Source organism: uncultured Campylobacter sp. (assembly GCF_938017775.1).
Taxonomy (GTDB): Bacteria; Campylobacterota; Campylobacteria; order Campylobacterales; family Campylobacteraceae; genus Campylobacter_B.
Map to the genome: position 1 here is coordinate 1 of NZ_CALIIU010000080.1, position 14,905 is coordinate 14,905.

Annotated in this window: 13 protein-coding genes; 7 read left to right on the forward strand and 6 right to left on the reverse strand. The window is 47.3% G+C overall.

The window, feature by feature from the left end:
• Window positions 1-75 precede the first annotated feature (75 nt).
• Together Q0537_RS10225 and Q0537_RS10230 are read left to right on the forward strand one after the other, a co-directional pair.
• A complete protein-coding gene (locus Q0537_RS10225) occupies window positions 76-480 on the forward strand; it encodes a hypothetical protein (protein WP_299227879.1) in 405 nt (134 codons plus the stop codon).
• Between the two features lie 184 nt (window positions 481-664).
• Window positions 665-1,990: an aminotransferase class V-fold PLP-dependent enzyme gene (locus tag Q0537_RS10230; protein WP_297880477.1), complete on the forward strand. Its 1,326-nt coding sequence runs from the start codon at window positions 665-667 to the stop codon at window positions 1,988-1,990.
• A 534-nt stretch (window positions 1,991-2,524) separates the two neighbouring features.
• Here the strand turns inward: Q0537_RS10230 and tupC are convergent.
• Window positions 2,525-3,829 (reverse strand): tungstate ABC transporter ATP-binding protein TupC, encoded by a 1,305-nt coding sequence (tupC, locus tag Q0537_RS10235; protein WP_299227882.1) that lies wholly within the window; start codon window positions 3,827-3,829, stop codon window positions 2,525-2,527.
• Complete coding sequence (tupB, locus tag Q0537_RS10240) at window positions 3,826-4,518, reverse strand: tungstate ABC transporter permease TupB (RefSeq protein WP_299227884.1); 693 nt, start codon at window positions 4,516-4,518, stop codon at window positions 3,826-3,828. Before tupB ends, tupC begins: the two co-directional genes overlap by 4 nt.
• A gap of 82 nt (window positions 4,519-4,600) precedes the next feature.
• On the opposite strand from tupB, the gene tupA reads away from it, so the two are divergent.
• Window positions 4,601-5,419 (forward strand): tungstate ABC transporter substrate-binding protein TupA, encoded by an 819-nt coding sequence (gene tupA / locus Q0537_RS10245; RefSeq protein ID WP_298062977.1) that lies wholly within the window; start codon window positions 4,601-4,603, stop codon window positions 5,417-5,419.
• A 521-nt stretch (window positions 5,420-5,940) separates the two neighbouring features.
• On the opposite strand, the gene dnaK is transcribed toward tupA, so the two are convergent.
• The 4 genes from dnaK to Q0537_RS10265 form a co-directional block, all read right to left on the reverse strand.
• Entirely contained in the window at window positions 5,941-7,827 is a 1,887-nt protein-coding gene (gene dnaK, locus Q0537_RS10250; RefSeq protein ID WP_299227885.1) for a molecular chaperone DnaK, read from the reverse strand.
• Between the two features lie 45 nt (window positions 7,828-7,872).
• Window positions 7,873-8,448: a nucleotide exchange factor GrpE gene (locus Q0537_RS10255; protein WP_297881302.1), complete on the reverse strand. Its 576-nt coding sequence runs from the start codon at window positions 8,446-8,448 to the stop codon at window positions 7,873-7,875.
• The gene (locus Q0537_RS10260) at window positions 8,445-9,233 is read right to left on the reverse strand and encodes an HrcA family transcriptional regulator (RefSeq protein ID WP_299227888.1); all 789 of its coding nucleotides are present in this window, start codon (window positions 9,231-9,233) and stop codon (window positions 8,445-8,447) included. The genes Q0537_RS10255 and Q0537_RS10260 overlap by 4 nt, the downstream gene beginning before the upstream one ends.
• A 116-nt stretch (window positions 9,234-9,349) precedes the next feature.
• On the reverse strand, window positions 9,350-9,487 hold the full coding sequence (locus Q0537_RS10265) for a hypothetical protein (RefSeq protein WP_299227891.1): 138 nt from the start codon (window positions 9,485-9,487) through the stop codon (window positions 9,350-9,352).
• Window positions 9,488-9,809: 322 nt separating this feature from the next.
• Between Q0537_RS10265 and Q0537_RS10270 the strand changes: the two genes are divergently transcribed.
• The 4 genes from Q0537_RS10270 to Q0537_RS10285 all read left to right on the forward strand — a co-directional run bounded on the left by Q0537_RS10270 (window position 9,810) and on the right by Q0537_RS10285 (window position 14,117).
• A complete protein-coding gene (locus tag Q0537_RS10270) occupies window positions 9,810-10,490 on the forward strand; it encodes a F0F1 ATP synthase subunit A (RefSeq protein WP_291937725.1) in 681 nt (226 codons plus the stop codon).
• The gene (locus Q0537_RS10275) at window positions 10,480-10,704 is read left to right on the forward strand and encodes a hypothetical protein (RefSeq protein WP_297896069.1); all 225 of its coding nucleotides are present in this window, start codon (window positions 10,480-10,482) and stop codon (window positions 10,702-10,704) included. Before Q0537_RS10270 ends, Q0537_RS10275 begins: the two co-directional genes overlap by 11 nt.
• A gap of 113 nt (window positions 10,705-10,817) precedes the next feature.
• Window positions 10,818-12,239 (forward strand): Asp-tRNA(Asn)/Glu-tRNA(Gln) amidotransferase subunit GatB, encoded by a 1,422-nt coding sequence (gene gatB, locus Q0537_RS10280; protein WP_299227893.1) that lies wholly within the window; start codon window positions 10,818-10,820, stop codon window positions 12,237-12,239.
• Between the two features lie 984 nt (window positions 12,240-13,223).
• On the forward strand, window positions 13,224-14,117 hold the full coding sequence (locus tag Q0537_RS10285) for an NAD(P)H-dependent glycerol-3-phosphate dehydrogenase (RefSeq protein WP_299227926.1): 894 nt from the start codon (window positions 13,224-13,226) through the stop codon (window positions 14,115-14,117).
• The last annotated feature ends 788 nt before the right edge of the window (window positions 14,118-14,905 follow it).

Sequence of the window (14,905 nt, forward strand, 5' to 3'; positions counted from 1 at the left end):
TTATGATTTTGACTGTACTCCGCCTGTTGAAACACATATTATAGATTATTTGATTATGTGCCGCATTATGAAAAAATGCTAGATTTACTTTTAAAGTATAATGTCAAAGGGCAGCCTCCCAGGGAACTGCTTAAAATAGAATATGATAAATGCTATAGTGATAGAGAATTTTTTCTGCGTAATACATATGAATCATATTGCAGAGGAGTAGAAAGAATCAATCAGATATCTGAACGATATACCGTCCCTATTTCGAAAGAGAGATTTGAAAGACTAAGGCCTATGAAAAAAGAATTTTATGATAAGCATTGCCCTGATGCAAATTCTACATTTAAAGATACCAAAAAATTTATAGCTTGGCGAAGCGGTGAAAAAGAATTCGAGATGGTATTGGCATATTTGAAGAGTTACTTTGAAAATGGCGATACCGAAACGGTAGTAAACTTAGATAAAAATACGCAGCTTGATACAAACAAATAGCAATAATAATTCCAAATAAGGAGAGGCGCAATGGCGAAGTTCGATAGAGAAAAGTATAAAAACCCGAACATTGTAGGCGAGGTCATTTTAAAATTCTCGTTAAAATTTCTCCCAGCTAGGACGTAAAGCCTTAAATTAATCCAAATTTCACTATAATTAACCACTTAAATTTTAAAGGCCGCAAATGCTAAGCTTAGACGAAATTCGAAAAAATATCATCCTAAAACCGGGCGTGCACTATTTTGATTTCGCGGCTTCGGGGCTTGCTTATGAGCTCGTAGAGCGCGAGATAGCGGACGTTTTAAAAACCTACGCCAACACACACTCCGATAGTAGCTCGAGCGCCATCATCACGCAGCGTCGCTACGAGGGCGCGCGCGAGAGCCTAAAAAAGCTGCTGGGGCTTGACGAGCGGTTTTATCTCATCGCCTGCGGGCAGGGCGCGACGGCCGCGATCAAGAAATTTCAGGAGTTGCTCGGCATCTACCTGCCGCCTGCAACCAGAGGCGCGATCGGCGAGGCAAATTTACGCGCTGCGCAGCTTCCGCTCGTGCTCGTTTCGCCCTACGAGCACCACTCAAACGAACTTAGCTTTCGCGAGGGGCTTTGCGACTACTTGCGCGTGCCGCTTAGTGAGGGCGGCGAGATCGATCTACTCGCACTCGAGCGCATCCTAAAGCTAAACGCAACACGCCGCATCATCGGCTCGTTTAGCGCCGCCTCAAACGTCACGGGCGTCGTTAGCGACTATAAAAAGATCAGCGAGCTAATCAGAGCCGCGGGCGGCATCGTGGCCTTTGACTGCGCGGCGCTGAGCTCTCACGCAAATTTAGACTGCGACTATTTCGACGCGATTTTCCTCTCGCCGCATAAGCTACTTGGCGGACCTGCTAGCTGCGGGCTTTTGGCGATCAAAAAAGAGCTGCTCAGTAGCGACGTGCCGACATTTGCCGCGGGCGGGACGGTCGCCTACGCTAGCCGCGAAGGACACGTGTTTTTGAAAAATCCCGAGCAGCTAGAGGAGGGCGGTACGCCGCCTATCATCGGGCTTATGCGGGCAAATTTGGCTTATGCGCTGCGAAACGAGGTGGGCTTCGAGCAAATAAAAAGCGCCGAGGACGAGCTCGCGCGGCTTTTTGAGAGCGAGCTAGCAGGCATTGACGAGATCATAAACTACGCTCCAAAGGACGCGCCGCGGCTGCCGATATTTTCATTTAACGTGCGCGGCGTCTCGGCGTATGATTTCGCCGCGAGCCTTAGCAACGACTTTGATATCCAGACGCGCGCGGGTGTGATGTGCGCGGGCCCGTACGCTCACGATCTGCTGGGTATCAAGGAGGGGCGCATGCCTGAGAGCAAGCCCGGCTTCGTGCGCGTGAGCCTGCACTACACGCACACTGAGCGCGACGTGCTCTATCTCGCGGGCGCGATAAAATCCTGTATCAAAAAGCACCGCGAGCTTTGGGGCGAGGAAAAGGCGATGTACGAGATGTTCGGCGGGAAGATTTAAGCGGCGTGAGTTAGGGCTTTGCCGCTTTTTTGGGCTCTCGTAAAATTTTATAAGATCCCGCGCCGTTTTTAAAATTTATCGAAATTCCGTGCCGTCTCTTTAGAATTTTACGCGGGTTTTGCGTCGTGGAATTCTTACTACCTCGATTCGCCTTTGCACTGTAGGCAAAATAAACGGCATACTCTGCGGAGAATTCCGCCTATAAATTTGCAGGCAAATCCCGCAGAGTTAAAATTTAGAATTTTAAATTACGCACTTATAAATTGTGGAATTTCAAAGTTCCGCTAGCTGTATTCGCGGCTAAGCTTTAAAATTCCTAGTGATAGAATTTCAAAATTTCACGCTACGCCGTATTCGGTAAAGCCCTGCCTGTAAATTTAAAAATTTCAAGACGCAAATTTTTGCGCTCTGTTTCGCCGGGCACGCCGCGCTAGATGGTTCGCAGTGAAAATTTGAGGCAGAAATGAAATTTATTAGTGTCGCGCGAATAAAAATTCTAAAGCAAAATTAAGTTTATCCGCACTTCGCGCAGAATTACTCCAGCCCTAAAAACGCGCCGCTTTCAAATCCGAAATAGATCCTCTCACCCGCGCTCCAGCGCCGCTCATCCTGCGCCGTGACGCATTTTAGCAGCACGTCGCCCGCCTTGATCTTAATGAGTAGCGAGGAGCCGTACTGAAGCGAAACCGAGTGCAAAATCCCCGCGAAGCAGCGCTCAAACGGGCTTTGGGATAATAAAATTTTACTCGGATTTATCGCGATTTTGCGAGCGCGTGCGAGCACCTCTTCAAGGCGCAGCGAAATTTCATCCGAAAATTTTAAAATCCCGTTTTGCACGTCAAAGATATTTTTGTATTCAAACTCGCATATCTTGCCGCGATGCAGAAATACGCTTCTTTGCGCGATCGCGCTGAGCCATTTCTCATCGTGACTGGCGATGATAAAGCCGCAGCCGTAGCGACTCCGCATAAATAAAATCGCGCGCGCAAAGAGCTTGGAGGCGGCAAGATCGAGGCTGTTGGTCGGCTCGTCGAGCAGATAGAGCTTCGCGCGCTGCGCCAGAGCGAGCGCAAACGCGATGCGCTGCGTCTGCCCCGAGCTAAGCTCGAAATGCTTCTTTGATAAAAAACTTCTGTCAAGCCCCGTTAGGCCGAGCGCTTCATCCACTCGCTCGTCAAATTCCGCAAGCGCGCCGCGACTTTTGAGCGCAAATTTAAAATTTTGCTCCACGCTGCGTTTTAAAAGCACGGGCTCGGGTAGCAGCAAGCAGATCTGCCGCAGCGTCTGCAAAGATGGCGCCCGCTGCCCCCAAAGCTCCACGCTGCCGCCACTCGGGCGTTGCAAAAAGGCTAAAATCCGCAGCAGCGTGGATTTGCCGCTGCCGTTGGAACCCAAAAGCGCCGTGATGCCGCTCGTATTTAGATCGAGGCTGGGGATATTTAAAATTTCGCTCCGTCCGTAGTGCAGTACTAGATCTCGCACCGAGATCAGTTCGCTATCGGGTACAGATCGCGCGGCGGCGGAATTCTCATTTGCAAAATTCTTTCTCGTAGAATTCTCACTCGCGAAATTCTCGCTCTTGGAATTTTTACCCGCGGAATTTGCGCTAATGGAATTCTCGGTTGCAGAATTTTTACTCTTAGAATTTACCGCAGTGGAATTTTTACTCGCAGAATTCTCGACGGCGAAATTTACGCGCGTAGAATTTATGTCCGTAGAATTCTCGTGGGCGGAATTTACGTCCGTGAAATTTTCGCTCATAGAATTTTCGCGCTCCCGCTCTGCCCGGTTTTTGTCCGTGAAATCTTTGCTCGGACGCTTTAGCTTATCTGCATTCATCGATCCAGCCTTTTTAGCGCGTGGATGGCTAAATTTACCGCAAACGCTATCAAAATCAGCACCAGCGCGAGCGCTATGCCCATCGCAAACTCGCCCTTGTTGGTCTCAAGCGAGATCGCCGTGGTGATCGTGCGGGTGAAATATTTGATATTGCCGCCGATCATCATCGCTACGCCTACCTCTGCGACGATCCGCCCGTAAGCAGTGGCGATGACGACCAGTAAGCCGTAGCGCAGCTCGTAAAGCACGCAAAGGATTAAATTTAGCGGGCTTAGGCGGTAATTCATAATGTTTAGATAGTGCTTCTTATCCATATTTTCGATGACGCTGGCGCTTAGCGAAACGATGATGGGAAGCGCCAGCACAAACTGTCCGAGCATCACGGCTTTGAGCGTAAAAAGCAGCCCCAGTTCGCCAAAAGGGCCGTTTCTGGAGATGAAAGCGTAAAGGATCAGTCCTATCGCCACCGTGGGCATCGCAAGCGCTACGTCGCTTAAAAGTCTAAGCGTTCTGCGAGCGCGAAATTCGTAAAATCCGAGGATAAATCCTATCGGAAAGCCGATTAAAATCGCGAAAAGTATCGAGATGCTCGAAGTATAAAGCGTCGCTTTAATCGCCGAAAAGGTCTCCGCATCGCCGCTAAAAAGTAGTCCGAATGCGCTTAAAATTCCTTCTAAAATAAAGTCCAAGATCGCGTCCTAAATATTCTATTTTGGCATATTTATAAACCAAATTTATATGCTATAATAGCACATTTTTAAAGGAGATAACATGAAAAAAATATTTTTTGCTTCGCTTGCTCTTAGCGCGAGCCTTTTTGCCGCCGACAATGATTTGGTGATGGCAACTACAACGAGCACCGATAATACGGGCTTGCTAGACGCTATCTATCCTGCGTATAAGGCGGAAACCGGCGTCGATATCAAATGGACGGCGGTAGGTACGGGTGCTGCTCTAAAGCTTGGCGAGAACTGCGATGCGGACATACTTTTCGTGCATTCGCCGAAGGTCGAGAAAGAATTTGTAGAAAAAGGCTTCGGCGTTGATCGCACGCCCGTGATGTATAATGATTTTATCCTCATTGCTGATAAATCGATCGCGCCTAAATTTAAAGGCAAGGACCTTAAAGGCTCATTCGAGCTGATCAAGGCGGAGAAGATTAAATTTTTCTCTCGCGGCGATAAATCTGGCACCGATAACAAAGAGAAAGGTATTTGGAAAAAGGTTGAGGGCGCCGTACCTGAAAACGAGGCGTGGTATAACCAAACCGGTCAAGGCATGATCGCTACGATCAACGCAGCCGCCGAGCAAAAGGGCGTGACCTTCACCGATCGCGGCACCTACATCAAATACGAGGACAATAAAAAGGGAAATCCGGATATGGTTATCATCAACGAAGGCGATAATGATCTGAAGAATTTTTACTCCGTAATCGCGGTCAATCCTAAGCACTGCCCAAAAGCCGACTACGAAAACGCGCAGCGCTTCATCAAATGGATCACTAGCGAAAAGGGGCAGAAGTTCGTAGGCGATTTCAAGCTGCTAAATAAGCCGCTTTTCACCCCCGATGCGAATACTCGCAAGAATTAGCTCTGGCTAAATAAGGCTTAAATTTAAAGCCCAAAGGCGAATCGCCGTCTTTGGGCTTTTGCTTTTTCATAAATCAATCCGCGCGCCTTTAAATTTAGCTCTTTTGCTTCTAAATTTAGCGGGCGTTTTTTACCGCGTCTTTTTACGATACATTTTTTACTTTCTCGCCATACGTTTAAATTTATCGCAGCTTCGTTTGTCTGTAATAGGCTTAAAATTTCAGCTATATTTGGGATCAGTGGGGATAAATTTCAGTCGCGTTCGGATATGCTCTAATGTCTAGCGATATTTATACAGCGCAAAATTTAGTAGTATTTATGTGTGACTCAAAATTTTAGTTTGTTGGGAATTTGATTTGAAGTAGCAGTTAAGCTCGGGCGTATGAAAAACGCCCGAGCCTGTGAAGCTATGAAATTTTATGCGCGGTTTGCAAAGCTTGCTTTGTCACGCGCTAGTAAAATTGCCTTTCAAACTCTGGCAAAACTACCGAGCGCGCGGCTATAAATTTCACTTTGCGTGGGTTATTCGACTTCGGCGTCGATGACGTCGTCGTCTTTTTTACCGCCGTTTGAGCCGGAGCTTTGCGATCCGCCTTGTGCACCCTGATTTGCGCTGGCAGCCTTGTATAGATCCTCGGCGACCTTGCTTAGGGCTTCTACTTTGGAGTTTATCGCTTCCTTGCTCGCGTTTTCATCCTTTAGCATGGCTTTTAGATCATTTAGCGCGCCTTCGATCTTAGCGCGTAGATCACCCGGCACCTTCTCGCCCATCTCGCTTAGGCTCTTTTCGGTTTGATGCGCGATACTATCGGCTTGGTTGCGCGCCTCGACGGTTTCTTTGCGCTTGTTGTCTTCCTCTTTATGAAGCTCGGCGTCCTTTACCATCTTATCGATCTCGGCGTCGCTTAAGCCGCTTGAGCCGGTGATGCGGATGTCGGTTGCTTTGCCGGTGGCTTTGTCTTTTGCCGAAACGGTTAAAATTCCGTTCGCGTCGATGTTAAATTCCACCTCGATCTGCGGCACGCCGCGAGGAGCGGGCATGATGCCCTCAAGGTTGAAATTTCCTAGCGATTTGTTATCTTTCGCGAACTCGCGCTCGCCCTGCAAGACGTTGATCGTAACGGCGCTTTGATTATCCTCTGCTGTCGAGAAGGTTTGAGATTTTTTCGTAGGTATCGTAGTTCCCTTCTCGATGATCTTAGTCATCACGCCGCCCAGGGTTTCGATGCCGAGGCTTAGCGGAGTGACGTCGAGTAGTAGCACGTCTTTTACGTCGCCTTTGATGACCGCGCCTTGGATTGCAGCGCCGATTGCTACGACTTCATCAGGGTTTACGCTCTTATTTAGCTCCTTGCCGAAAGCCTTTTTGACCTCCTCTTGCACTAAAGGCACGCGCGTCGAGCCGCCCACCATGACGACCTCTTTTATATCGTTCATGCTAAGACCTGCGTCGCTTACGACCTTTTTAAGCGTGCTTATGGTCTCATCTACCAAAGAATCGATCATGCTTTCAAATTTGGCCCTGGTGATGGTTTTCATCAGGTGTTTTGGACCTGTGGCATCAGCGGTAATGAAAGGTAAATTTACCGTCGTTTCCATCGCGCTGCTTAGCTCTTTTTTGGCGTTTTCCGCAGCCTCTTTTAGGCGTTGCATAGCCATGACGTCGCCGCGTAAGTCAATGCCTGTTTCAGATTGAAATTCCGAGGTTAAAAAGTCGATCAGTTTGTTATCGAAATCATCGCCGCCCAAAAATGCATTACCGCCGGTAGCTAAAACTTCTACGACGCTATCACCGGTTTCTAGCACGGTTACGTCGAATGTACCGCCGCCCAGATCGTAAACTACGATCTTTTCGGATTCTTTTTTATCCAGTCCATACGCAAGCGCCGCTGCGGTCGGCTCGTTGATGATGCGAAGCACGTTTAAGCCCGCGATTGTTCCTGCTTCTTTCGTCGCCTTTCTTTGGCTGTCGTTGAAATATGCAGGCACGGTGATGACCGCATCTACGACGGGCTCACCCAAAAACGCCTCGGCGTCCTCTTTTAGCTTGATTAGCACCTTGGCTGAAATTTCTTGCGGCGTATAGACCTTGCCCGCGATCTCTACCGCGCACGCGCCATTTCGGTCGATGATTTTATACGGTAGGCGCTTTTTAGCTTCCTGCGCATTTTTTTCATTCATCATAAGACCCATGATGCGCTTGATAGAGTAGATCGTCTTTTCTGGGTTGGTGACTGCTTGGCGTTTAGCGCTGTCGCCTACTAAAACCTCGCCTTTGTCGGTGAAAGCGACTACCGACGGAGTGGTGTTTTTACCCTCTTTATTTGGTATGATCTTGCTCTCGCCACGCTCGAATATGCTTACGCACGAGTTTGTTGTTCCTAGGTCGATGCCTATGACTTTTGCCATTTGTTTATCCTTTGTGTTGAATTTAAAATTTTAAAATTTGGGCGATTATTTCGCCACCACTACCATAGCAGCGCGCAAAACGCGCTGCTTATACATATAGCCTTTTTGATAGACCTGAACTATATCGCCTTTTTTAACGCCTTCGGCTTCAATCATCGAAATAGCGTTATGCACGCTAGGATCAAATCCCGCATCCGTCGCTATCGGAACAATACCATATTTTTCAAAAGTCTTTGTAAAAAGGCTTAGACATTGTTTTACGCCAACTTCGATTTTATCCGCAAGCTCATTACCTTCCACATCAATTTTGGCGGCCTCCTCAAGCGCGTCGATTATCGGCAGCAGATCCTTCGCAAAGCTCTCGCTAGCGTAAGCAACAGCGCTATCTTTTTCTTTTTCCAAACGTTTTTTGAGATTTTCAAAATCCGCATTGGCGCGGTAAAATTTATCAGTGATCTCACTCAGCTCGTTTTGAAGCTTTTGTATCTGCGCATCAGTATCGTCGCATGTCTGCGCCTCTTGCGGCTCGCTCGCCTCTGACGCGCACTGCTCGCAAACCTCTTTTTCTTCACTATCGCACGCTGCGTTTTTATCGCCGTGCTCTTTAAATTTATGGCTCATGCTACTCCTTTAGCGTAGTTAAAAAATTTCTCGTAATTCTCGTAAACGCTGCCTGCGCAGATCATCGTAGCGTCCTCGCCTTCGAATTTTACGGGGCGTTTGATCCCCATAAATCCGTGCTCGAAGTAGGGCGCGAAGATCAAATTTTTCGTAAAATTTACGGCGATCGAGGGGTTGAGTAAAATTTTAAACCGCTCGTCTTTGAAAATTTTATACGCCACGACCTCGTTACAAAGAAATTCGATTTTAGAATTTTTTAGCTCCCTGATCTTGGTGCTAAGCTCGCGCAGACCGACCTGCATCGAAGCTAGCTCCAAATCTCCGAGTGAAATTCCTATTAAATTTGATAGGAATTTAAAAACTCTAAAATCGTATTTTAAGATAATCTCATCCGTTCTAAATGTAAGGATTATGAAGCGATTATCGTGATTGATGACTTCGCTTAGGGCTTCGTTTTCGGCGTTGAAAATCATACAGTAAATTTCAAAATCCTCAAGCACCGCTTCTAGCTCGCGAGCATCGTCTATTTTTAACTCATCGTCGAAGCTAAGTCTAGTGCGCCAGTAATCCTGCATCGTCGCAACTGTGGGGATTCTACCACCACTTACATGAAGCTGCGTCAAAGCCCCCTCGTCGCTTAAGCGCTTAAAATAAATTCGAATGCTAGACGCTGACATCGCTACGCCCATACGCTCACCCAGCTCGGAAGATCCGATCGGGGTGTTGCTATCGAGATAGGCGGAAATGATGGATTCTAGGATCATATCGCGTTTATTCGTTTTCACTTTTAGCACTCTTTCGGTAAGATTGCCAGTATTATACAACATTGAGTGGTAGGATGTCAAGGTTTTTATATAAATTTTATAAAATTTTAGCAATCAAGTCCTGAGTTTGCTAAATTTTAACTATGATTTTTGAGGTGAGCGTAATTCTTGGAATTCTTGGAATTCTTGGAATTCTTGGAATTCTTGGAATTCTTGGAATTTATCGCGGTGCCATCGCGGTAAATTTTTATCGTGCTTTTCGTATCTTTAAACACAAATTTTACCGCCAGCCGGCTTAGGGCTTCTCTGTATACGCTAGATTAAATTCTATTTTGCAAAAATAGCGAATTGACAGTGTAGCCGCAAATTTCGTGCTTACTAGCAAAAATTTTGTCATTTGCTGTAAATATAGAGCTAAATACCAAAAAAACGCAAAATTCCCGCCGAAATGGCGCGTAAGTTAGACGAAAGTGCTAGGCAAGTAAGCGGCGCAAGAACTCGCAAAGCTCAAAATTTCACTCGCTGGCGCAAATTTAAATATACTTTAACGAATAGAAGTGTAAAATACGCCTCAAATTTCAACGATCAAGGGTTTTTATGCTAAAAGACATCTTCCTTTTCGGCGGTTTAATTTCTTACGACCACACTTTTATCTACCTTTTTTACTTCTTTTTGGTCGTCGCTATCATCGTAGCCGTCGCGCTTTGCTCCACTCGCTCGCTTCAGCTTGTGCCACATGGCATGCAAAACATCGCCGAAGCCTACCTAAGCGGCGTGCTAACGATCGGTAAGGACGCGATGGGTAGCGAGGAACAAGCCAAAAAATATCTTCCGCTAATCGCAACATTGGGATTTGTGATATTTTTTAGTAACGTTATCGGCTTGGTGCCGGGCTTTGAGTCGCCGAGCGCGAGTTTAAATTTAACCCTTTCGCTTACGCTTTGCGTTTGGTTGTATTACCATTTTGAGGGCGTTCGCGAGCACGGCGTGATCAACTATCTAAAGCACTTTATGGGGCCGGTGAAAATCCTAGCTCCGTTTATGTTCGTCATAGAGATCGTCTCGCATTTTTCGCGCGTCGTATCGCTTTCGTTCCGACTTTTTGGAAACATCAAAGGCGACGATACCTTCCTGCTCGTTATGCTTACTCTCGCTCCTGCGCTAATACCGATGGTACCGTTTGCGCTGCTTACTTTTATGGCGATTTTACAGACTTTTATTTTCATGGTTTTAAGCTACGTTTATCTAGCGGGTGCCGTGATCGTCGATGAGCATTAATTTTAAGCGAAATTTCTTATACTTCCTCGTAGGTGCGTCGTTCGGATTGATTTTCGTCGGCGCATTCGTCTTTTTTGCCTATCCGTCATTTTATTTTTTGGGGTTAAAATTCCTCTTCATCTGCACCGCTCCAGGCGTGATATGCGTCATCATCACCTGCCTGATGGTCGATGTTTTCGACCTTAAAGAAAAGCTCCTTAGCGGCGGCGAGTAGAATCTATCAGATTAAATTTTAAAATTTAGCCTCTGCCGCGCGCCGCTACAAGCGAGTATTAAAGCAAAAAATTGTAAAATTACGCGAAATTTTTATTCTAAAAGGTTAAGTTTATGTTTGAAACCGTGATCGGCCTGGAGGTACACTGCCAGCTAAATACCAAAACTAAAATTTTCTGCTCCTGCCCCACGAGCTTCGGCGACGAGGCGAATTCGCACGTCTGCCCGACCTGCTTGGCGCTTCCGGGCGCTCTTCCCGTGCTAAACGAGGAAGCAGTTAAAAAAGCTATCAGCTTCGGCACCGCCGTCAATGCGACGATCAATCGTAAGTCGGTATTCGACCGCAAAAACTACTTCTATCCCGACCTTCCCAAGGCATATCAAATTTCGCAGTGGACGATCCCGATCGTCGAGCACGGCGAGCTTTTCATAGCCGCGGACGGACAGAGCAAGCGCATCGGCATTACGCGCGCGCACCTAGAGGAGGATGCTGGCAAAAATAACCACGAAAGCTCGCGCAGCCTAGTCGATCTAAATCGCGCCGGCACGCCGCTTTTGGAGATCGTAAGCGAGCCTGATATGCGCTCTGCGGACGAGGCGGTCGCGTATCTAAAAAAACTCCACAGCATTTTGCGCTTTTTAAATATTAGCGACGCGAACATGCAAGAAGGCTCGTTTCGCTGCGACGTAAATGTCAGTATCCGCCCGCAAGGCGAGCAAAAGCTCTATACGCGCGTGGAGATTAAAAATTTAAACTCCTTTAAATTTATCCAAAAGGCGATCGAGTTTGAGATCGAGCGTCAGATCGAAGCGTGGCAGGAGGGCAAATATGAGCAAGAGGTCGTGCAAGAAACCCGCCTTTTTGATACCGCTAAGCTTATCACCAAGCCGATGCGCAGCAAAGAAGACAGCGCCGAGTACCGCTACTTCCCAGACCCCGACCTGCTAACCGTGATCGTGGATGACGAGATGCTAGCTGCTGCGCAGCAGATCCCCGAGCTACCCGATCAGAAAAAGGCACGCTACGTCCGCGAGCTGGGCGTTAAAGAAAAGGACGCTGAGATTATAATCTCGACCTACGAAAACGCGCGATTTTTCGAGGATCTGATCGCAGCGGGGCACGAGCCCAAACTCTGCGTGAGCTGGCTTACGGTCGAGCTTGCGGGCAGGCTCAAAAACGGCGTTACGATCGAGGATTCGCCCGTAGGTAGCGCGAAGATGAGCGAGCTTTTAAGCGCGATCGAAGGCGGCGCAGTGTCTCAAAAGGCCGCCAAAGAGGTGCTTGATTATCTAATGGAGCACGACGAGGCCGTAAACTCGGTCATCGATAAGCTGGGCTTGAGGCAAGTAAGCGATGACGGCGCGATTTTGGAGATCATAGCGCGCGTGATGAGCGAAAACGAGGAGAAGGTTGCGGACTACCGCGGCGGCAAGGACAAACTATTCGGCTTCTTCGTAGGTCAAGTGATGAAAGAGGGCAAGGGCGCGTTTAATCCTGCAAAGGTGAACGAGCTTTTAAAACAGAAGCTGGGCTGATTTCGCAGCTTCTGCGGCAGCAAACGGCGAATTAAATGCGGCGTGGCGTATGCGATAGATAAAGCCTCTGGGATAAAATTTTAAATCCGCCCGTAGCGTTTTGCTTCGAGCTAAAGCTTTCAGGCGCCAATGACGAGGGCTTTTGTGTGTTATAATTTCATTCGGCGCGATCTCGGCGGCTACCCGCTCTGTCTCGCGCACGTTTTGTTCTTTCTAGCTCGTTCTTTCTCGTACGGGTCGTTTGCGCGAGTGTCGGTCTGCGACGGAGGGGTTTAAGAAGCGCGTCCTAGGAATTTTACTCACAGCTACCGTCAAAGCGCGGCAAAGCTTGTAGGGAATGCGTAAAATTGCCCTGCTTGCGAGAGCGAGAACGGAAGCTCGGGGTGCGCGGATAGGATCGAATACGCAGGGTTAAATTTGAGTGGCAAGCCAATGTGTAGGCTAAATTTAATCAATCGCTGCGTCGGATACGCGTGCCTCAAACCTTGCGCCAAACGATAACGTGGCGAGCGACCGCAGATCATATAGGTCCAAAGCACGCCTTGATAGATTTAAGTGGGTTTAAAAGCGCGATTTGCGATCGGGCGTCTGAGTAAAATTTTTAAAAATTTGATTTGCCGCAGCGATGCGTGAGTGAAATTTAAAACGTATAATGGAGTTTCAAAATCCTCATTCGTTCACTGCCGCGCTTTTTTGTGAAAGTGTTTTTGACGGAAGAGCAAAACCTTAAAAGTATGAAATTTTAGCGAGGTAAATTTTAAAAAAGTAAAGTTTTGGCTGAGTAAATTTCAAAAGCGCAAAATTTTAATGAGACGAAATTTTGACGAGATGAAATTTCAAAAAGCGAATTTTAAAGCGTGGCTTCGGCTAGCATTTGCGCAGGCTCATGTCGGCGCTTTTGGGCTAAATTTTCAAAGAGCGGGAATTTCAAGAGAATGAAATTTGAGAAACCGCAAATTTGCGAATAAATTTTTAAAAAGGAACATAATGAAAATCGCGGTTATCGGCGCGGGCAAATGGGGCAGCGCACTTTTTGACGCGCTTAGCGCGAAAAACGAATGTGTCATCACTTCGCGCACGCCAAGGCAAATTCCGCATTTTGTAAGCGTGAGCGAAGCGCTGGAGTGCGAGGCGCTCGTTTTTGCGCTCGCGGCACAACAAACCGCGCAGTGGCTGGATCAAAATTTCACCTACAAAAATCAAAAAATTCTAGTCGCTTCCAAGGGTATCGACGCGGCTAGCGGTAGGTTTTTGAACGAAATTTTTGAAGCGTATGTCGCGCGCGGCAATCTTGCTTATCTATCAGGCCCGTCGTTTGCCACCGAAGTCATGCAGAAGTTGCCTTGCGCGCTCGTCGTAAGCTCGTGTAACGAAAATCTAGCCGAACTTTTCGCAAGCACCTTCCCTGTCTACATCAAGACCTACACGAGTGGCGATATCATCGGTGCAGAGGTGTGTGGCGCTTATAAAAATGTCATCGCCATCGCTAGCGGTGTTTGCGATGGGCTAGGGCTCGGCAATAACGCTAGAGCGAGCTTGATCGCTCGCGGCATCGTAGAGATCGCGCGCTTCGGCAAGTTTTTCGGTGCGCGAGACGAGACCTTTTTGGGCTTAAGTGGCGTGGGCGATCTGTTTTTGACCGCCTCGAGTGCGCTATCGCGAAACTACCGCGTGGGGTTAGGACTTGCGCGCGGCAAAGGGCTCGAAGAAATTCTGTGCGAGTTGGGCGAGGTCGCCGAGGGTGTGGCTACGACCGAAGCGGTCGTAAATATCGCGGCAAAGCACAAGATCTACGCTCCGATCGCTACCGAGGTCGCGCAAATTTTGCATGGAAAGGACGTAAGGGCGAGTCTAAAGGATCTGCTGCGCAAAAAATGAGCCGTACGATGGAATTCTCTCGCTAAATTTTAGTGGCGGATTCGACTTACATAGGTTTTGATTTAGCCGCTATGCTTGTGGAATTTAGTTGCTGGTTTGCGGATTTTAGTCGGTGTTTGTTTGGATCTGTTTACGCGGCTTTGCCTAATAATTTTATGGGCTTGATTTTCGCCTTGCGGTTTCGCGCGTCTGATACGACGCAAAATCGCAGCAAAAGAGCGCTTGTATATGATGTGGCGTAGCGGCTTTAAAAGAGCGCTTGTATATGATGTGGCGTAGCGGCTTTGATTTGAAATTTAGCTTTAAGCTTGAGTGCGAAATTTTAAAATGAGGTCGTAAAATTTTAAAAAGAGGCTAAAATTTTAAAACATTTAAGATGGATCGCAGGTAGTCTGTAAGTACTACTGCTTCATTCTGCTCTCAGCCGCCGATGGTCGGCAGTGGAGAGTGGAGCAGATTGCTCGTCTGCAACCGGGTAGGTCAAAATTTTTGATGTGTCAGGTTTAAAAATTAAAGCGTAGTATTTTTTCTTTATACGAGGCGGAAAGGCATAAATTTTGAAAATATTCAAGACAGATGATGTGTAGTTTCGATAAATTTTTAGTGCTTGCAAAGGAGCGGACTGCTCGTCCGCGATTGCAGCAAGTTAAATTTTACAGAATATCGGTGTATTATAAATTTTAATACAGGAGCCAAGGCGAAGGATCGCAAGATGGATTTAAGGGTTGCGACGTAAAAATTTAGCGAAGATAAGGCATATAGCCTATCAAGCTAAATTTTTATTAGCT